Raw genomic sequence first — 17,538 nt, forward strand, 5'->3', positions numbered from 1 at the left:
AATTCTTGGAATGCCTGTTGTACAACAAACTCAGTCAGATGTTAAAGATGAGATAGTGTTACTTTCCTCAAGAGGTGCAGGATCATAAAAGGGATAGGGTTTTAATTCATCACTGCGAAGTATAATTGTTTAAAAAATGATAAAGTGGATTAAAGTGTCAGGCTCCTTATGGTATAAAAGAATATGCCATAATGGAGTCTTTTTTATATTAGATGCTCCATTTACTTTGATGGCAGCGTATAGAGATACTAAAAAACAAATGAATTTATTAAGCTTTTTGAAGAGGAAACTTTTAATGTCAGTTAGAGAAAATATGGGTATTACCCAATTTCACTGTATATATTTATGTGAGAGCTGTATAAAGTATGGGATTCTGAAAAGCTGAAAAAATGTATGAAGAATTTCAAGATGTTTTTATGAAGAAAGAGAAGAAAACAATTTGAGGTAAAAACAAATATAGTACATACTTTCAATTTTGTTACTTAAATCCTAAATATGGAACTGACTGTAGAATGTTGAAACTGATTGTTTTATAATTTCACGGTAACATAACTTTCTCTGGATTGTAATTAAAAGTATAAAACGTAAGTGAAAGTATATCGGAGGATTTGGATGATAAAAAAAGAAGTTTTTCAAATAATTTTGTTTACAGTCCTTTTAGCAATTTTTCTTTATCAAGGTGTACAAAGAGATTTTCCTTTTGAATATCTGATTACCTTAGTTGTGTGCTATGTTGCTGTAATAGTTTATAGAATTATAAAAGTAATGAAATATAAAAAGGAGCAAAGTACAGTTAAGTAGTTTGAGCTATTTTTGTTTGCGGTGTCCGCAATCACTATTGGGATCAGACGTTTGAGGTCATGGCTCTTTGGCATGTTGACATTAAGAATTATAAAATGAACTAAATTTAACTTCGGAGGTGCTTTTATATGTCTATTCAAGTGGATGATGATGATGTTCTAGAGATGTGTAATATATATGCTCAAGAAACTCATCACAGAGAAGCATTGATTTTAGGAAACAGGAAGGGTCTATTGGAATTAAAGAATGCGATAGATCAGGCTTTGAAAAACGGTAGTGCTGTTGCAAATCTATACCCATCTGATTTTGAAGGGTATGAAACTTGTATTGCTCTAGTGGATGATGAAAAGCAGTTTGAGAAATTAATTACTCCTTATGTAGAGGAATATACACAAGATGATGATGCGATTGATCCAATTGATATTATTAAAGAGTACGATTCCAAAAAAGAAAAACCCTTATAATAGGGTTTTTCTTTTATTATTTAGTGGAGTATAGTTTCACCTTTCTTAGCTTTGTGTCTACTTGGAGTAAGGTGTGGAGAAAGTTCTTTCTTCACATGTAGGTGTGAAAATAAATGAATGGTAAACAGAATATTACAGGGTGGCATTACAACCCCAAGTGATTTGAGATGCAAAATATTAATAAGTGTCTTAATGATTGCTATCATAATTTGATGAAGTTGTGATGGAGTTTGAACGTGAAAGTAATCTATTTGAGTACTGTCTACCGAAGTGTAGACTATAAGAGCAACTTTGCTAAATCATTTTTGAAAGGTCTTAAAAAATATGATATCGTTGAGAAAAAATTGTTGGGGGGATGTATATGAAAAGCACATTATACATGTTGTTAGGAGCCATCATTTTAACATATTTTACTTTGATTTTACCTTTTTCAAAAATATACAACAGTGGACTGTTTGAAGTATTGTCTTTTTGGTTAATTCTAATCTTTGTATTTTCTTATAATAATAAAAACCATTTAATTGCCTCTATTTTTAAAGGGTCTGGAGATATTGATAATCTTGTACCAATGAGTTCACAAATTAATCGAAGTGGCGGGAAATGGTATGAGATGGAGCAAAGATGGTTGAAGGCATTGAGGGCTGATCCACCTAAACATGTAGAAGTTAGCATTGAACCTATCTATAAAGATGATTCCTTAAGACCAGATAGTTTCGTCATCGAATATAACATTGGAAAACGATCCTATCTTGAAAAAATTAAGAATCAACCTGGAGGCTAAAGATAATGGAAGGATTAGAATTGAATTATAAAAAAATAGCAGAAGCAATTAATGAAATGATTCCATGTGATTGGGATAAAGTTTGGATGTATGCAGAAATATTGGATGATTCAGCAGGAATTACCTTTTATTTTACTGAACCTAATAATGAAGAACGAGTCTATGGGCACGATATTCCAAAACGATATAGTGTAAGTAACTCTACATATAAACATTTATTTGTCGAGCTCAGTGAAATTCTTGAAGAGTTGAAGAAGGAATATATAGAAAATGGTCTAGGTGCTTGGACAACAGCTACTCTCGAGTTGGAGAAATCGGGTAAATTCTCAACTGATTTTGGATACGAAGATGTTTATTCTTTAGGTATTGACAATGTACAAAGAATAGCCGTTTGGGAATACGAAACGTTCGGATTTCTACCTGAAGATGAGGAAGATAAAGAAGCTGTGCTAAATTATTTGAAAAATAGCAAATAGCAAATGACCCTCCAAATAAATGAAGGAGGGTTTTTGTAATATTTGTTTTCATCGGAATTTCTCATTTCATCTATTTAAACCGATAAACCGTCACTTCACACTCACCAAGGACCTCTTCCATCATCTCTCGAACAATCGTCCAATCGCCGCCTGCCAAGCCGCAGCCGATCCCATAAGGAATGGCGATAGAATGAAGGGGGTTCTTTTCATTTGGATTTGTCACTGTCTGTTTTAGATGTTCAAAGCAGCTGCGTAATGCGTCGTCATCTGTTTGTTTTGTTTTTCTTCCGTATCCAACTTGGGCGAATAAGTTGGCAATGGTTTTTCCGTCGCTCGTTGTGATGAACTGGACGGAGCTTAATAAATCATCTCCTTGTTCTGCACATAACCGTTTATAGTCTTTATACAAATTTGGGTATTTGCTTTTGATTTGCTTTGCTAATCCTGCTCCCATGACACCCTTACAATTCACTTGGTGACAGATGATGTCTTCTTCTGCGTCTAAGATATTGCCTTCTACCGTTTTAATCATTTTAAGTCATCCCTTTTCAATAAAATGCAAACTTATGTTCTATTATATCAGTTTTGATGACATTATGTTTAAAAAAATGGATACGTTCATACGACCAAATTGGCAAAAAAAGTCCATGACATCTAAAATAGTGAAAGATAAAGAAAAAGTAGTAAGGAGAGTCTTATGGATAAAATAGAAACAAATCGTTTAATTCTTAGACCATTTCGTGATGAAGATGCACCCGGAATGCTTGCATACTTGTCTCAACCAAGAGTAAATTGTTTTCTGGATGATCAAATCTCTACATTAGAAGAAGCGGTCGCTAAGGTGCAAAAAAGAAAAGCAGATCACTCTTATATGGCGGTTTGTTTAAAAGAAAGTCAGTTGATTATCGGTGAACTGTTTCATTTAAAAGATGAGCCGGATACGTATTCGATTGGCTGGAATTTTCATGCGTCATATGAAGGAAAGGGATATGCCCGTGAAAGTGCTGAAGCGCTCTTGTCATATCTATTTGTCAATAAAGGAGCAAGACGCTTATATGCATATGTAGAGGATGACAATGATCGATCTCAAACATTATGTGAGCGTTTAGGCATGAGGAAGGAAGGCCTCTTTCTTGAGTTTGTTTCATTTACTACAAATGAAGATGGCACACCTAAATATGAAAATACCTATCAATATGCTTTGCTGAAAAAAGAATGGGAGCAGTATCATTCTAAATAGTGCATGGTTTCTTGGTATTGGGATGACAACGAAGTGAAAAAAATGTGAGATGATCCCTTTGTTTTGTTCGCTCGATCGATGTCACGGTCTTCTTTTTTCATTTATCCTTTTCCTAAACGAAGCAAAAGGAATGAAATGAGATGCAGGAGTTTAATGAACGGGTTTTTCGGTCGATTAATCAGCTTAGTATGAATCACGATGTCTTAAATCCAGTTCTTATTGGATTGGCTGAATATTCAGTGATGTTCATTGCAATCATGTTTTTGATCATGTGGTTTCAAAACCGAAGCAGAAAAAACAGATGGATGATGATATCTGCTGGGTTGACCTTTATCTTGGCAGAGATGTTAGGGAAAGTCGCTGGGCTCTTTTATTCCAATCAGCAGCCCTTTGCAGAATTGAATCATGTTAATCTTTTAATCGAAAAGGAAGTGAACAACTCTTTTCCGAGTGATCACACCATTTTTATTTTTTCCATTTGTATAGTCTTTTGGCTTTTTCACAAGCGTCGTATTTATTGGCTTTTCATTGCCTGCGCTGTAGGATTTTCAAGGATTTGGGTAGGTGTTCATTATCCATTTGATGTGCTGGCAGGTGCTGTGATCGCTTGTTTAACGGCGGTAACCGTTGTTTATTTGCCGCTATTCCAAAAGGGCGTTAGCCTGCTTCTGTCGTGCTATGAATGGGTGGAGCAGAAATGGACAGGAGAGAGAGAACCAAATAAAATGTAAGTCTCACGAAAAAACACCCCAATCTGTTATGAAATCAGATCGGGGTGTTTATTATTTTCGCCAAAATGTGGAACAATCTGCTTTGTCTTCAATGTTAAATTCGATGATTTTTTTTAGCAGAGGATAGTCAATCGGTAAGCTTTCTTTCATCCGAAACATCTTTTTTCCATGGTCATAACCAGCTTGTACAATATCTGCTGAAAAGTGATCAATTCCTTTTCCTTCTGGTGCGACAGAAATGTGGTGTTTGGCGACGCTAAATCCGATAATAAATGTGCCATGATCTGTGAACATGGGCTGATTCCAAGCAATTCTTGGCTCTAATTGAGGGAATGTGTCTGAAATCCATTGTAAGATGTCTTGCATGCGCTGTTTCAGCTCTGGATGACCGATATTGCTTACATATTCTTCAAAAACCTGCATTGTTTTCATCCTCCATATTCATCAAGCCTCAGACGGGATTCGAACCCGCACTCCTTTCGTAAGCATAGGCTAGGGGGCAACACGCTTCCCTACGGAATTTCACCGACAGGAGTTTCACCTGTCTCAGCTCATTTGCTTTTCGGTGCTTCTGAAACCCTTGCCTTGCGACCCGCTAGCTACAATTGTTTTACGGCGCTCTTCCCTTCTAGAGCTACTGAGGCACGGAAGTTCTTGTTCATATTATATAGAGAAACTTGAAAAATGAAAAGCTATGCTCATCATCTAATCCAATCGCACAAAATAGTCAAAGGCACATATGATAAAAGACCATATAGTTATGTATACAGCATGGAATTGGGCTGATTGAAAGTGACAAACCTGTTGATGAGTAAACTAAAAGAGATAAACAATCAAACAAAATTAGAAGGCTTTACTCACAAACGTTCGATGAGTTCTCCCTTTTTGCTCACCATGGAAGATGGGGAACCTTTTTACTCATGGGTGTTTTTTGAAAGAAGTGTGTTTAAGACTTGCTATTTTTCTTTGAGCTCTATCAATGAAAAGCAGAATTGTGTGCTGTTGGAACTTCTTGTACCGTGCTGCAATAGATCAACATGCTGTCAAAAAGTTTTGTATCGATCCAGTTCGAAAATTCTTGTAGATCTTTCTTTTTTATGTGGAATGATTGAAGTAGAGCTTCCTGTATATGATGCGCTTATTTTAAAGAATATAGAATCTCACCACATCTTTCTTTGTTTTTCCACAACGCCCAGTTCGGTGGAAGTATGGCGGAATGGAACAAAATTTCTCAATACGGCAACTGTTGTGTTGCATCATCAAGATCATCAGGATGTACCAGTCGCAATTAGGATTCAAACTGGTACATTTTGTTATGATCTTCTTGTCCAAAAAGGAGAAAGTCGTGCGATTACTGTGAAAGATGTGAAATTTATCTTGAAATCTCCATCAACTGAAAGTGTGCAAGCACGATTAGACATGCAAATCAACATGGTGCAAAGAAGAAAAATAAAGCTTTGAAGCTGTGATAATCGCACAATCTTCAAAGGTAAATGGATCATAGTCTATCAAGACTAGGTTGAAGGAGGGTTAAAATGGCTATTTTAGGCGGATGTAGTAATGAACAAGCGGGCTTTGTAAATGATGCAGTATGCTTCACACTTGATTTAGCAGCAGCAGCTGATGCAGTTGTCGTCTGGACAGATGGAACACCTTATGTCATAAACGGAACCATCATGGTGGAAAACAATGGGATTGTGGCTGTAGCACCTACCGTGGCTTTAGAGGTAAACGGTACAGCTGTTCCTGATTTCACGGTACCGCCGGGAGAGAGTCGATCCATTACGCTCAGTGATCTGAACTCGATTGGGATTTTAGCTACTGGTGGAACCTCGACTGGAAGTATTGTCGTTTCGTTTTCTCTCAATTATCAGTATTAGTGTGTATGTCTTGAAAATTCCACAGTTTGAAAGTAGTGTGAGACATGTGCGCCCAACTTAATATGTGTGGAGGAATAACTGGTCCGACTGGAGCCACGGGTTCAACAGGAGTAACTGGTCCAACGGGAGCCACGGGTTCAACCGGAGTAACTGGCCCAACGGGAGCCACAGGTTCAACAGGAGTAACCGGTCCAACGGGAGCCACGGGTTCAACAGGAATAACTGGTCCAACCGGAGCCACGGGTTCAACCGGAGTAACTGGCCCAACGGGAGCCACGGGTTCAACAGGAATAACTGGTCCAACGGGAGCCACGGGTTCAACCGGAATAACTGGTCCAACCGGAGCTACGGGTTCAACCGGAGTAACCGGTCCAACCGGGGCCACAGGTTCAACAGGAATAACTGGTCCAACGGGAGCCACGGGTCCAACGGGAGTAACTGGTCCAACAGGAGCCACGGGTCCAACGGGGGTAACCGGCTCAACCGGTGCAACGGGTTCAACCGGAGTAACTGGCCCAACGGGAGCCACGGGTCCAACGGGAGTAACTGGCCCAACGGGAGCCACGGGTTCAACCGGAGTCACGGGTCCAACGGGAGCCACGGGTTCAACAGGAATAACCGGCCCGACTGGAGCCACGGGTTCAACCGGTGCAACGGGCACAACTGGTGCCACAGGTCCAACGGGAGTAACTGGTTCAACCGGAGCCACAGGTGACACAGGTCCAACCGGTACTAGTTTAACAACTAACTCGATGTACGCATCCAATACGTCGGGAAGTACGGTGCTGGTTGTTTTAGGCGGAACGGCAGTGACGCTGCCTAATAACCAAAGTTTAGATGGATTTACTGTAAGTGGTGGGAATACGGTGTTTACTGTACCTGTTTCAGGGAGGTATTTCATCACGTATCAAATAAACACAAACGCTTCACTGCTTGCAGGAGCAAGGGTAATTAACAACGGAACACCCATAGCAGGGTCTATTTTATCACCCGCTTTATCTACATCTACCTACAACGTATCTCTCATTACAACACTTGCAGCAGGGAATCAAATTTCTCTTCAAATATTCGGTTTAGTCGCAACCGTAGTATTACTTGGCGGGGGATCTGTTGGAGCGGCATTAACCATTATCAGATTGGAATAAATCCAAAAAGCCCAATAAGGGCTTTTTTTTCAATTCAACCGTGTCCTTTAATAGAAAAAAGACGGAATTTTTAGTGTATGCATCATTGACTAGGAGAAAGAAACGCAATAACGAAGGAATCGGTTATTGAAGATTCAAGTGATTCATATTAAAATGATGTCAAATGGACTAATTAGCAATTGCTAATAGAAGTTCCATATTTAGTGAAATCATGTGGTGTAGCTGAAGGTGATTGGGGGTGTAGAATGAGCAAAGTTCCTGTGGCGGAATTGGCATCACTATTAAATGACTGGAACATGGAAATCAAAAAAGATCATGCAGATGAGGCAGAACGGCTATTTGCTAAAGCGAAACAGGCAGTAGAGGAAATTGATGATGCTGACATCCTCATGTATTATTCTCTTCTAGAGAAAAGGCATCATATTCTGATGTACAATTTAAGAGGGCAAAAAGGCAATGTTTCAACGAAAAGTATAGAAGGCCATTATGGGAAAAAAGATGATGATTTGTCTAATCGCCTTGCTTATTATTTTGATTTTTATGAGGGTGTGTATGAACAGCATCAGGGGAATTATGAGGTTGCATTACAGATGTATCAAAGTGCGGAAAAGCTCTTAGATAAAATTCCGAGTGAAATTGAACGCGCTGATTTCGATTTTAAGGTCGCGTGGCTTTACTATCGCCTGAGTCATATTATGCTTTCATTAAGTTATATTCGCAGGGCTCTACACGTCTATAAACGTCACAAGCAATATGAAAGAAGAACTGCACTTTCATATTCTCTTATTGCAGCCAACCTTACAGAGATTGGCAGGTACGAAGAAGCGCTTGAGAATTATCGTTTGGCGGAAGAGGTGTTGACGAGCGAACAGGATGATTTTATGCTGGCTCAGCACCATCATAATGTGGCCATTTTATATTCATTTTGGAATAAACCGAAAGAATCCATACGACATCTTGAAAAAGCATTGTCTCATCAAGAGTATTATGATTCTGATTTCTTTTTCCATTCTACGTATCTGATCAGCCGGGAACTCTGTGTGATTGGTGAAAAGCAGCGCGCAAGCCAGTATATAGAGGCTGCATATGCACGAATAAAAGATGCTTCTCATGAAGTGTTTCAGCTCAAAATAGGCATCGTACATGATCTTTACTTAACGAATGTGCCACAAAGATTTCAGCAAATTAATGAGAAATTAAGAAAGTTAGAAGAAAAGAATGAATATCATGAAGTGAAAGAGCTTTCTCACTTTGCTGCAAAGTATTGTGAAAAGCAAGCACTTTATGAGCAGTCTGTTTTTTACTTGAATAAAAGTTTAGAAGCGGATTTACATATGAAAAGAATGGGGTTGATATAAGATGAAAACAGGATTAAAAGTATTATTCGTTGTGGGTTTAGCGGTCGCTGCGGCTGTTTTAACTGAAAATGTAGCGGGTTCTTTCGAAGTAGCAGAAAAAATCATTGGTGGTTAATCACCCAATCATATCTCGCCCTTGTTGATGATCATCAGCAAGGGTTTTTTATATGGGTGAAAATAGGCTCTTCTTATTAAACGCTGCAAGAACGTTTAATAAGAAGAATTCGCAACAAAGGGGGTGTGCAAATTTGTTACCTGCTCCATTATTCTAAATAAACATAGGGCAGAGCAACAAGTTAAAAAGGTCACCTTTCTTTGCTTAATTTAATTTTTTGCAGGACTTTTCATTCAAATTTTATGAAATTGGTCTATTGTACATAGAAATTGTTACAAAAGAGGGAACACCGCTCCATTTGTCACGCATATGATGAGATGAAGTGTAAGTTGAAGGCAGGTGATTGTATGGATCCACGGGTGTATGGAGGCTTTCATGGCGGCGGTTTTAGCGGTGGAGCAGTGGGACCTCATATTGGCTTTGGCGGGTATTATGTGAGCCCTGGCGTGTTCTCGGGCTTAGGAGGTTACCCTGGATATGGAGGGTTCGGGACGTTTTCTGGATATTCTCCATATGGCTCCACATTCATTATGGGGCGTCCTCCTGGTTTTTATGTAAGAAGTTATTAATGTTTCATCAAAGTGGTTGAAATAGCCATCTAAGATTGGCTATTTCAATTGGTGAAAGTGCTTAAATGTAGCTGTGATTACAATAACCCCTAGGATGCAAATAGGCAGCCAAATGATGATAAACGGATCGTACGCATCTGTGTATGCTGCTAAAGCAGCACCTAGGCAGTAAAAGACAATAGATCCAATTCGCAGAAAGCTCACATGCTGAATAGGGGCTTTTCTTTTTTCCCGATTTGATAAGCGCTGCGCCAAATCTTCAAATAAGTTAGCAAGTGTACTCGTTAAAACTGTTGTAGAAATGCCAGCGACATTTAATTTGCGTGCGGCCGCCGTTTGCATGCCCATCGCCATACTTAAAAGGATAATCAGCATAAAATAAGCACCTTGCGTATAAGGGAAAATGGTCATAAGAGCAAATAGAAGCAAGATGATGACTTCTATGATAAAGATGCGTGTAACGGCTTTTGGCCAAAATGTTTTTTCTTGTTTTCCACCTATGACAACAGCTAGTAAAACACCTAGAACAAATCCGCTAAGTGCCGTGATGGAATGAAGAGCGGTTAACTGCAATGAACTGCCTGCTGCAATGCCAAGCAGTACAATATTTCCCGTCATATTTGCTGTAAACACATGCCCTAGGCTTAAATAGCCAATAACATCCACTATTCCTGCGGTAAGACATAAGAACATCAGTGCAATGTTTCGTATTGAGTGTGCGGTCAAAATGGTCATCCCTTTCTTCCTCTCTAATGAATAAGTGTAACGCTTAATGACCGCGTATGTCCATTTTATGAGCTGGTAACATGTCCTGCAGCTGATATAAAACTTGTCGAAAAGAATCATCATTCACATGGTGCCTCATTTGACGGAATGGATCGCCTTTTTCCTTTAGACGTTTCATAACAGCCGGCATCGTATATAAAGAAGGGTGACATTCTTCGCTATTTAATTCTTCCCATTCAATCGGTGTTGCAACAAGTCCAAGCTCGTTTCCTCTCGGGGAATACGGGGCGATGATTGTTTTTCCAGCATCATGTTGAAGGTAGTCTAAATATAAACGGTTGCCACGGTTTTTCTTTAGACGCTCTAGCGTAAACAGCTCGGGTGCTTGTTCGCATAAAAATTGGCAGATGAACGCAGTGAATTGTCTAGTTTGTTCATATGTGAAGGCATTTTTCTTCAATGGGATATAAACTTGCAGCCCTTTCCCACCACTTGTTTTAATAAATGCGGTGAGAAAGAGTCCATCTAAAATGACCTTGATTCGTTTGGCTGCTTCTATTGCTAGGTGAAACTCTTTAACAGAAGGCGGATCTAAATCAAATACAATTTCTACAGGCCGATCTGTATCTCTCGTTTCAAAAGGAATATGAAATTCCATCGCCAGCTGGTTACCTAGCCAAAGCAACGTGTTAGGATCATTACAGATTGTGTAAGAAATATCGTGCGCTTGATCTGTCTCAACAAAATCAGGCGCATAATCGGGCGTTGCCTTTTGATAAAAAGATTCTCCACCAGTGCCGTGAGGAAAGCGTATTAACGTAAGACGTCTTTCACGTAAAAAGGGTAATAAATAGGAAGCGGTTTGCCTCAAATAAAGTAAGTAATCTGCCTTTGTGATATGAAGGGCAGGTACAACCGGTTTCTCTGGGTGGGTGATATCAATCATAGCTGGGAGTGGATAAAGCTGTTTGAGCATGTGTTGAAAGGTACACGTTGCTGGATCTGCATCGAATAAAAACGAAGAAAACCGGGGCTCTCGTAAGGCTGATCCATCAAAAGAGATACAGGCAATCTTTGCGACAATGGATGGTGGGATTTCATAATGTGATGTTTCAGTCATTTGACCTTTGGTTAGAAATAAGGTACGCAGGGTTTGTTCTTCTTCTTTAGAAAAACCATGCTTAAATTGGACAACCTCTATGAGATTCGTTTCTTGATAAAGACATCCTTGAAAATAGCCATTGTCTTTATCAAAACGAGTCACGATGACAGATACATACCGCCAATTTTTGATTTTGAGCCATTCTTTCGAGCGGGTATGCTCCTGCCATTTACTCATCTTCTTTTTAGCAACTAATCCTTCCGCTAAATATGTCAGCATGATTTTTTTCATGTCATCAGGGCTGCTATCGGTTTGGATGATTTGAAGAAGAGAGGGGTGATTCAGCTGAACGGAGGGAGGAAGATTTGCTGCTTGGAACACCTCATGCAGCTCAGCTTTTCTTTCAATCAGCGGTAAATCAACAAGGGATTTCCCTTTGCATCTCAATAGATCAAATGCAATCAAATGGCATGGAAACCGCTTAGCCTGGCGTTGAATGGTTTCTGTGTTTTTCAGGCGGCCTCTTTGCTGAACCTTTGTAAAGTCGCTTTCTTGTTCACTCAGTAAAAAGACCAATTCTCCATCTAGGGTCAGCGGTAAAAAAGGTGCAAGCTGCTTTGTTAGTTGCTGGCACTGATCAATGACTTCAGGAAATTGTTCATTTAATCGCTTTCCGGCTCTGCTCTCTAAATGGATGGTGTCTATTTCCCAAATAAGAATGGCCCTAAAGCCGTCATATTTTAATTCATACAGCCAGTCTGCTCCAGCAGGAATATCATGTGCAGACGTTAAACGCATCGGTTTCATTATGTTTTTCACTTCCTTACATCATGTGTTCTTATGGTGGGATGAAATTTTCATAAACATACATAACTCTGATGAAAACATTACATAGTAAGGAGAAAAGAACGGAGGCGTTACGATGCATACAGTATGGAAGGGCGGCATTAGCTTCGGACTGGTGAATATTCCAGTCAAGCTGTTTACCGCTACAGAAAACAAAGATATTAAATTAAGACAGCTTCATAAAGAATGCCATACGCCAATTAACTACAAAAAGGTTTGTGCTAACTGCGGCGAGGAGGTAGCGCCAGAGCAAATTGTAAAAGCGTACGAGTATGCCAAAAATAAATTCATTGAATTGGATGAGGAAGAACTCGAAAGGCTGAGAAAAGAAAATGAAGAAAAAGCCGTCGAAATTATTGATTTTGTGAAGATAGAAGAAATCGACCCCATCTATTATGAAAGAAGTTATTTTCTATCTCCAGATACCGGCGGAGCAAAGGCTTATTCATTATTAAGAAAAGCGTTGCAAGAATCAGGGAAAATCGGTGTAGCCAAGATCATGATTCGCTCAAAGGAGCAATTAGCGATTGTTAGGTGCTACGAACATATTTTACTAATGGAAACCATTCATTTCCCTGACGAAATTAGGCAAGTATCAGACGTCCCCAATATCCCGCAAGAGGAAAACATCGTGAAGAAAGAGTTAGATACAGCACTCCTTTTAATTGAGCAGCTGACCACCACATTCGATCCAGCCGCTTATCGCGATGAATACAGAGAGCAGCTGATGAATGTCATTGGAGACAAAATTTCTGGAGAACATACCGTTCAACCAGCAACGACAGGTAAAAAAGAGGCTTCATCCAATGTCACTGATTTGATGGCCGCTTTGCAGGCTTCTATCGATCGATCAAAACCAGAAAAAACGAAAAAAGCAGCACCTAAGAAAAGAAAAGCACCCGCTAAAAAAGAAAAGAATGCATAAAGAAAAGACCGCTCCCCAAAGGGCGGTCTTATTTTGGCTTCACCACATCCTGAATCGTCCCGTCTGTTCGGTGGATGACAACTGCTGTTCCTTTTTTAGATGAAATCTCTTTCGCGCGGTCGATGGCTTCCTGTTTCGTTTCTTTTACCTCACTTGCACGCTTCGCTTTTTCAGTTTGAACCGCCCAGCCTTCATCATGTTTCACGACATGCTGCGCATGATCCATGAGCTCAGGTCGTGCAGAGCTGCTTTTCTTAGAAGGAGTCACAGAACCATGAGAGTGAAAGTCCTCCATTTCTTTTTCCGTCGCATTCTTTTTCCACTCTTTCGCTTGATTGATCGCAATTGGAATCGCTCTACCTTCTTCATAGCCTTCCTGCACCATTTTGTTGGAAATCTCAAGTGCTTTTTTTCGAATGACTTTGTCTAGTGATTGGAATGAAGCTGGATAATCTTCCATTGTCCAAGGCATATTGAACGCTCCTTTCTTTTATTTGAACACCTTCCCCCATATGCAATGGATCAAACATTTAACCATCTCAATCCAATGGCTTGGTTGAAATACATCGTTTTGCTGAGGAAGAATGTTTTCAATTCCTGCACAATAGAAGATAGTAAAGGAGTGATTGAAATGATGATGAAAGGCTTGTATGAAGCACATTTACCTGTGAGTGATTTGAAGGCATCCATTTCTTTTTATGAAAAATTGGAATTAACACTTGCTCATGAAAATGAACGAGTGGCTTTTCTATGGATTGAGAAAGGAAAGAGCTGGCTTGGCTTATGGAAGGCTGATATATCCACTATTCCATATCATCCAGCCACTCGACATGTTGCGTTCCAAATAGAAACATCCAGCATTGAGCAGATCAAAGAATGGCTGATAGAAAAAGGGATCAGCATTCATCCGATGTTTGGTTTTTCGGAAGAGCAGCAGCCTTTAGTTCTTGATAATCCACCACAATTTCATGCTGCCATTTACTTTCTTGACCCAGATGGCAATTTGCTTGAATGCATAGCACCGCTTGAAATTGATGCAGGAGAAAATCATGAGATGATGACATTTGAAGATTGGGAAAGAAAGAAACATCCGTTTATTGATTGACAAAACCGCTCATTGTAACTATATTGATTACAACGGTGGTGAAGGAATGTGAAACAAATTAGCAGCAGGTATACCATTGCTGTTCATATCTTGTCTTTTATTGCGGGTGTTTCAAAAGAGTGCACAGGGGATTTTATTGCAGAAAGTGTCAATTCGAATCCAGTCATTATCAGAAAAATGATGGCTATGCTCAAAAAGGCGGATCTCATTGAGATTCGCCGAGGAGTTGGCGGTGCTTCCTTAAAAAGGCCGGCAGAGGACATTACTCTACTAGATGTGTACCGGGCTGTGGATGTAAGCGCAAATGAAGAGTTATTTAACTTTCATCAACCAGTCATTGCATGTCCAATTGGTCAAGCCATGGATACGAGACTGCGGCAAGAACTTAAAGAAGCACAGTCCGCACTTGAGCATCATCTTAAACAAGTGACAATTAAGCAATTATTAATCGAGGCGGAGTAGAAAAAGCTCATACATAGAGCTTTTTTTACCCCTTTGTTGTAACCATTTTGATTATAACGAATGATCTGATGCAAGAAACCAGCTGCTTCATACATGAAACATCACCGTTGAACGAAAAATGAGGAGGTCAAATCAATGACATTATTAGTGACAGGTGCAACAGGACAACTTGGATCGCTCGTCGTCAAACATTTGCTCGCAAAAGTACCAGCTGAACAATTGGCGGTCAGTGTTCGAGATCCGCAAAAAGCAGTCCATCTAAAGGAAGCTGGGGTGGATGTGCGCAAGGGAGACTTCACACAGCCGGATACACTTCAATCAGCGTTTCAAGGGATTGATCGCCTTTTGATCATTTCGTCTGGGGATGGAGACCGCGTGAAGCAGCATATCAATGCCATCCAAGCAGCGAAAGCAGCGAATGTGTCATTTATTGCTTATACAAGTGTTGTCAATGCAAGAGAAAGTCAGCTTAACCTAGCACATGACCATGCAAAAACAGAAGAAGCGATTTTGGCCTCTGGCATCCCTCATGTTTTTCTAAGAAACAATTGGTATGTGGAAAATGAAAAAGATACGATTCTGGCATCAGTCAACGGAGCGCCGTTTATCAGCCCAATTGGTGAAGGTAAAGTCGGCTGGGCAACAAGAAATGACTATGCAGAAGCAGCAGCAAATGCGTTAACACTGCCGGCACATGATCAGGAAATCTATGAATTGTCAGGACCGCTTCGCACACACACTGAACTTGCACAAATGGTCAGCAAAGTGAGCGGGAAAGAAATCAAAGTAGAGCACATGGATGTAGATACATTTGGAGAATTTTTAGCGTCAAATGGTGTACCGAAAGAAGCTGTTCCATTTGTCAAAGCGATGCAAAGCGGAATTCGCGATGGGGCATTAGCAGTCGAAAGCCATGATTTCGAAAAACTATTAGGCCGCTCTTTAACACCTATTGAAGATAGAATACGAGAAATGATGTCAAACTAAACAATTAACAACGCCCTGTAAAAAGGGCGTTTTTTCTATCCTTGTTGATCCGTTATTTAAAATATAGGTGTAATGTCCATTTTGTCGTACATATTCTTGTATGTAGATGTTAGAATTTTATGAGATGATTCCAGCAAATGAATGACGCTTACTTTATTATGAAATACATTATTCAAGATATTCATTTTGTTTTAATCCTATTAAACAGCAGGATGTGATGACATGTTACGCAAAGCCTTCCTCTCTTATTTGACTGCCAGTATGATCACAATCATCGTCATTATGATTGAACTCGGTTTTCGTTCAGCCGTTGTTTCACCATTTGTTTTACTTGATTCGAACAAAGAAAGCAATCCAAAAGTATTCGTCGCTCATTCGCTATATCAGGGTGACGTTTTATTAACCTATCAAGACGGTTCTTTCAATGGCCCATCAGAAGCATCCCTTCAATTAAGTGGAAAGTACATAAATCTCACACAGATCCCATCTGCGAATGGAATCAGTAAGATTGAAACAGACAAAATAATGAATGATAAGGCATTGGTTTTTCTAAGAAAAGGCTTTGTACCTATCCATGATGATACGATCATGATGGAACAGGTAACGCAAAATCCCTTCTTTTCTACATACAATCTAACGAATCTAACAGAAACAACTAAGATCAACACAAACTTTAAGTATAGCATCGCATTTGTTACATTCATGACTTTAATGGGAATTCTTTTGCCCGCTTTGTTATTTTTCCTATTTAACCTTCATGAATCGATGAAAAACCTATTCACATTATTCATTCCCTTTGTTCTAGCCATTTTTCTTCCCTTGGGATTAAATTATTATTTTTTAATGGGATACGTGCTATCAGTTACAGGATCTTATGTGTTGAGTATGATTCTCTCTATACTTGTGCCTAGTTTCCTGTCAGTCTTATTGACAGCTTATTCATTTGAGTATGTGACAAAAGATTCTTCTGATGTATTAGGAGAAAATGAAGACACTTTAGGAAATTCATTCTTCCTGAACGTTAGGGAGCAAGCCGTTTTATTTGGTGCTATCACATTATCCTTGATATATTTCGGCTCTTATTTAGTCATGCCTTTGGCGTTTCAAGCGAAGGTTATGGATCACCTTTTTCTATTTTGTGCTTGGTATTTCGCCCTAGTCATCTTATTTATTATGGGTTACTCATTCATTCAAAAAATGATAAATAAGTATGAAGTCTTACGGACGGACGAATTCATAAATATTTGCAAAGATATTGAGCATCAAACGAACCAAAAGGTAAATATATGGGTAAAAAAAGACTCACAACATGATGTGAATGCCTGGATATATTCATTTCAACTTCCGTTTAGAAGAAAAGTCAATCTATATGTGACGGAAGGGTTATTAAATAAGTTTGATACAGAGGAAATTCGTGCGATCTTATTCCATGAAATGGGACATGTAAAATTAAAACATGCGCATTTCACCATTTACCTCACTGTGATTGTCACCTTACTTATGGGAATCAGTATGTATTATGCCAGACAGGTGATGCTTGCCAATGGTTGGTGGCAATATATGCTGTTGTTCCCAGCAGGGGTATTGATCATGATATTTATGACGGAGTGGTTGCCAAAGAAAATGAGTCGGTTATTTGAGATTCAGGCGGATCGCTTTGCTGTTCACCATCTTGAGAATCAAACTCTATATCTCAATACTTTGATAAAATTAAGTCATTTGATTGAAGAAGATGGAGATGATGGAAGAAAATCTGAATGGCGTGAAAGTCATCCTTCTTTTGAAAAACGAATTCATCACATAAAGAAAATCATGAAGTGAAGGC

19 protein-coding genes and 1 pseudogene are annotated in these 17,538 nt (G+C 39.3%); 15 read left to right on the forward strand and 5 right to left on the reverse strand.

What is annotated here, in order from left to right:
- The first annotated feature begins 929 nt into the window (after positions 1 to 929).
- The 3 genes and pseudogenes from V7L95_RS15330 to V7L95_RS15340 all read left to right on the forward strand — a co-directional run bounded on the left by V7L95_RS15330 (position 930) and on the right by V7L95_RS15340 (position 2,522).
- Positions 930 to 1,265 carry a hypothetical protein gene (locus tag V7L95_RS15330; protein WP_041507239.1) on the forward strand — a complete coding sequence of 112 codons (336 nt, stop codon included), beginning with the start codon at positions 930 to 932 and terminating at the stop codon, positions 1,263 to 1,265.
- 514 nt (positions 1,266 to 1,779) lie between these two features.
- Positions 1,780 to 2,046, forward strand: a pseudogene (locus tag V7L95_RS15335) (DNA/RNA non-specific endonuclease); the annotation flags it as partial.
- 5 nt (positions 2,047 to 2,051) lie between these two features.
- Positions 2,052 to 2,522: a TIGR01741 family protein gene (locus V7L95_RS15340; protein WP_224563472.1), complete on the forward strand. Its 471-nt coding sequence runs from the start codon at positions 2,052 to 2,054 to the stop codon at positions 2,520 to 2,522.
- 70 nt (positions 2,523 to 2,592) lie between these two features.
- Here the strand turns inward: V7L95_RS15340 and V7L95_RS15345 are convergent, their stop codons facing one another.
- Positions 2,593 to 3,054 (reverse strand): macro domain-containing protein, encoded by a 462-nt coding sequence (locus tag V7L95_RS15345; RefSeq protein ID WP_340967106.1) that lies wholly within the window; start codon positions 3,052 to 3,054, stop codon positions 2,593 to 2,595.
- A gap of 165 nt (positions 3,055 to 3,219) precedes the next feature.
- Between V7L95_RS15345 and V7L95_RS15350 the strand changes: the two genes are divergently transcribed.
- Positions 3,220 to 3,762: a GNAT family N-acetyltransferase gene (locus V7L95_RS15350; RefSeq protein WP_025207380.1), complete on the forward strand. Its 543-nt coding sequence runs from the start codon at positions 3,220 to 3,222 to the stop codon at positions 3,760 to 3,762.
- A 140-nt stretch (positions 3,763 to 3,902) separates the two neighbouring features.
- Positions 3,903 to 4,493: an undecaprenyl-diphosphatase gene (locus V7L95_RS15355; RefSeq protein ID WP_025207381.1), complete on the forward strand. Its 591-nt coding sequence runs from the start codon at positions 3,903 to 3,905 to the stop codon at positions 4,491 to 4,493.
- Positions 4,494 to 4,544: 51 nt separating this feature from the next.
- On the opposite strand, the gene V7L95_RS15360 is transcribed toward V7L95_RS15355, so the two are convergent.
- Complete coding sequence (locus V7L95_RS15360; RefSeq protein ID WP_008343954.1) at positions 4,545 to 4,916, reverse strand: iron chaperone; 372 nt, start codon at positions 4,914 to 4,916, stop codon at positions 4,545 to 4,547.
- Positions 4,917 to 5,300: 384 nt separating this feature from the next.
- Between V7L95_RS15360 and V7L95_RS15365 the strand changes: the two genes are divergently transcribed.
- The 5 genes from V7L95_RS15365 to V7L95_RS15385 all read left to right on the forward strand — a co-directional run bounded on the left by V7L95_RS15365 (position 5,301) and on the right by V7L95_RS15385 (position 9,560).
- Positions 5,301 to 5,954, forward strand: a complete 654-nt coding sequence (locus tag V7L95_RS15365; protein ID WP_035392640.1) for a CotZ-related putative spore coat protein — start codon at positions 5,301 to 5,303, stop codon at positions 5,952 to 5,954.
- A gap of 74 nt (positions 5,955 to 6,028) precedes the next feature.
- Positions 6,029 to 6,373 carry an S-Ena type endospore appendage gene (locus V7L95_RS15370; protein WP_008343952.1) on the forward strand — a complete coding sequence of 115 codons (345 nt, stop codon included), beginning with the start codon at positions 6,029 to 6,031 and terminating at the stop codon, positions 6,371 to 6,373.
- 62 nt (positions 6,374 to 6,435) lie between these two features.
- Positions 6,436 to 7,518: a collagen-like protein gene (locus V7L95_RS15375; RefSeq protein ID WP_340967117.1), complete on the forward strand. Its 1,083-nt coding sequence runs from the start codon at positions 6,436 to 6,438 to the stop codon at positions 7,516 to 7,518.
- 245 nt (positions 7,519 to 7,763) lie between these two features.
- Positions 7,764 to 8,876 carry a tetratricopeptide repeat protein gene (locus tag V7L95_RS15380; protein ID WP_058213749.1) on the forward strand — a complete coding sequence of 371 codons (1,113 nt, stop codon included), beginning with the start codon at positions 7,764 to 7,766 and terminating at the stop codon, positions 8,874 to 8,876.
- 462 nt (positions 8,877 to 9,338) lie between these two features.
- On the forward strand, positions 9,339 to 9,560 hold the full coding sequence (locus tag V7L95_RS15385; protein ID WP_008343948.1) for a hypothetical protein: 222 nt from the start codon (positions 9,339 to 9,341) through the stop codon (positions 9,558 to 9,560).
- A 39-nt stretch (positions 9,561 to 9,599) separates the two neighbouring features.
- Here the strand turns inward: V7L95_RS15385 and V7L95_RS15390 are convergent, their stop codons facing one another.
- Together V7L95_RS15390 and V7L95_RS15395 are read right to left on the reverse strand one after the other, a co-directional pair.
- Positions 9,600 to 10,295 carry a YoaK family protein gene (locus tag V7L95_RS15390; RefSeq protein ID WP_035700895.1) on the reverse strand — a complete coding sequence of 232 codons (696 nt, stop codon included), beginning with the start codon at positions 10,293 to 10,295 and terminating at the stop codon, positions 9,600 to 9,602.
- A 34-nt stretch (positions 10,296 to 10,329) separates the two neighbouring features.
- Entirely contained in the window at positions 10,330 to 12,195 is a 1,866-nt protein-coding gene (locus tag V7L95_RS15395; RefSeq protein ID WP_340967120.1) for a DNA ligase D, read from the reverse strand.
- Positions 12,196 to 12,310: 115 nt separating this feature from the next.
- On the opposite strand from V7L95_RS15395, the gene V7L95_RS15400 reads away from it, so the two are divergent.
- On the forward strand, positions 12,311 to 13,159 hold the full coding sequence (locus V7L95_RS15400; RefSeq protein WP_007499384.1) for a Ku protein: 849 nt from the start codon (positions 12,311 to 12,313) through the stop codon (positions 13,157 to 13,159).
- A 28-nt stretch (positions 13,160 to 13,187) separates the two neighbouring features.
- Here V7L95_RS15400 and V7L95_RS15405 read toward each other — a convergent pair whose 3' ends face one another.
- On the reverse strand, positions 13,188 to 13,631 hold the full coding sequence (locus V7L95_RS15405) for a DUF2188 domain-containing protein (protein ID WP_060832353.1): 444 nt from the start codon (positions 13,629 to 13,631) through the stop codon (positions 13,188 to 13,190).
- Between the two features lie 159 nt (positions 13,632 to 13,790).
- Between V7L95_RS15405 and V7L95_RS15410 the strand changes: the two genes are divergently transcribed.
- The 4 genes from V7L95_RS15410 to V7L95_RS15425 all read left to right on the forward strand — a co-directional run bounded on the left by V7L95_RS15410 (position 13,791) and on the right by V7L95_RS15425 (position 17,534).
- On the forward strand, positions 13,791 to 14,264 hold the full coding sequence (locus V7L95_RS15410) for a VOC family protein (protein WP_076821676.1): 474 nt from the start codon (positions 13,791 to 13,793) through the stop codon (positions 14,262 to 14,264).
- 48 nt (positions 14,265 to 14,312) lie between these two features.
- Positions 14,313 to 14,726, forward strand: coding sequence for an Rrf2 family transcriptional regulator (locus V7L95_RS15415; protein WP_076821674.1), 414 nt, complete (start codon positions 14,313 to 14,315; stop codon positions 14,724 to 14,726).
- Positions 14,727 to 14,861: 135 nt separating this feature from the next.
- Complete coding sequence (locus V7L95_RS15420; RefSeq protein WP_008343941.1) at positions 14,862 to 15,713, forward strand: SDR family oxidoreductase; 852 nt, start codon at positions 14,862 to 14,864, stop codon at positions 15,711 to 15,713.
- A gap of 282 nt (positions 15,714 to 15,995) precedes the next feature.
- Entirely contained in the window at positions 15,996 to 17,534 is a 1,539-nt protein-coding gene (locus tag V7L95_RS15425; protein ID WP_246877077.1) for a M48 family metallopeptidase, read from the forward strand.
- Positions 17,535 to 17,538 lie beyond the last annotated feature (4 nt).

This window comes from Bacillus sp. PPSBB_11 (assembly GCF_038023285.1).
GTDB classification, from domain to species: Bacteria; Bacillota; Bacilli; order Bacillales; family Bacillaceae; genus Bacillus; species Bacillus altitudinis.

Bases quoted from the DNA above. Each gene is read 5' to 3' on its own strand.
- V7L95_RS15330 (WP_041507239.1), top strand. From the start codon at position 930: ATGTCTATTCAAGTGGATGATGATGATGTTCTAGAGATGTGTAATATA.
- V7L95_RS15340 (WP_224563472.1), top strand. From the start codon at position 2,052: ATGGAAGGATTAGAATTGAATTATAAAAAAATAGCAGAAGCAATTAAT.
- V7L95_RS15345 (WP_340967106.1), bottom strand. From the start codon at position 3,054: ATGATTAAAACGGTAGAAGGCAATATCTTAGACGCAGAAGAAGACATC.
- V7L95_RS15350 (WP_025207380.1), top strand. From the start codon at position 3,220: ATGGATAAAATAGAAACAAATCGTTTAATTCTTAGACCATTTCGTGAT.
- V7L95_RS15355 (WP_025207381.1), top strand. From the start codon at position 3,903: ATGCAGGAGTTTAATGAACGGGTTTTTCGGTCGATTAATCAGCTTAGT.
- V7L95_RS15360 (WP_008343954.1), bottom strand. From the start codon at position 4,916: ATGCAGGTTTTTGAAGAATATGTAAGCAATATCGGTCATCCAGAGCTG.
- V7L95_RS15365 (WP_035392640.1), top strand. From the start codon at position 5,301: ATGAGTAAACTAAAAGAGATAAACAATCAAACAAAATTAGAAGGCTTT.
- V7L95_RS15370 (WP_008343952.1), top strand. From the start codon at position 6,029: ATGGCTATTTTAGGCGGATGTAGTAATGAACAAGCGGGCTTTGTAAAT.
- V7L95_RS15375 (WP_340967117.1), top strand. From the start codon at position 6,436: ATGTGTGGAGGAATAACTGGTCCGACTGGAGCCACGGGTTCAACAGGA.
- V7L95_RS15380 (WP_058213749.1), top strand. From the start codon at position 7,764: ATGAGCAAAGTTCCTGTGGCGGAATTGGCATCACTATTAAATGACTGG.
- V7L95_RS15385 (WP_008343948.1), top strand. From the start codon at position 9,339: ATGGATCCACGGGTGTATGGAGGCTTTCATGGCGGCGGTTTTAGCGGT.
- V7L95_RS15390 (WP_035700895.1), bottom strand. From the start codon at position 10,295: ATGACCATTTTGACCGCACACTCAATACGAAACATTGCACTGATGTTC.
- V7L95_RS15395 (WP_340967120.1), bottom strand. From the start codon at position 12,195: ATGAAACCGATGCGTTTAACGTCTGCACATGATATTCCTGCTGGAGCA.
- V7L95_RS15400 (WP_007499384.1), top strand. From the start codon at position 12,311: ATGCATACAGTATGGAAGGGCGGCATTAGCTTCGGACTGGTGAATATT.
- V7L95_RS15405 (WP_060832353.1), bottom strand. From the start codon at position 13,631: ATGCCTTGGACAATGGAAGATTATCCAGCTTCATTCCAATCACTAGAC.
- V7L95_RS15410 (WP_076821676.1), top strand. From the start codon at position 13,791: ATGATGATGAAAGGCTTGTATGAAGCACATTTACCTGTGAGTGATTTG.
- V7L95_RS15420 (WP_008343941.1), top strand. From the start codon at position 14,862: ATGACATTATTAGTGACAGGTGCAACAGGACAACTTGGATCGCTCGTC.
- V7L95_RS15425 (WP_246877077.1), top strand. From the start codon at position 15,996: ATGATTGAACTCGGTTTTCGTTCAGCCGTTGTTTCACCATTTGTTTTA.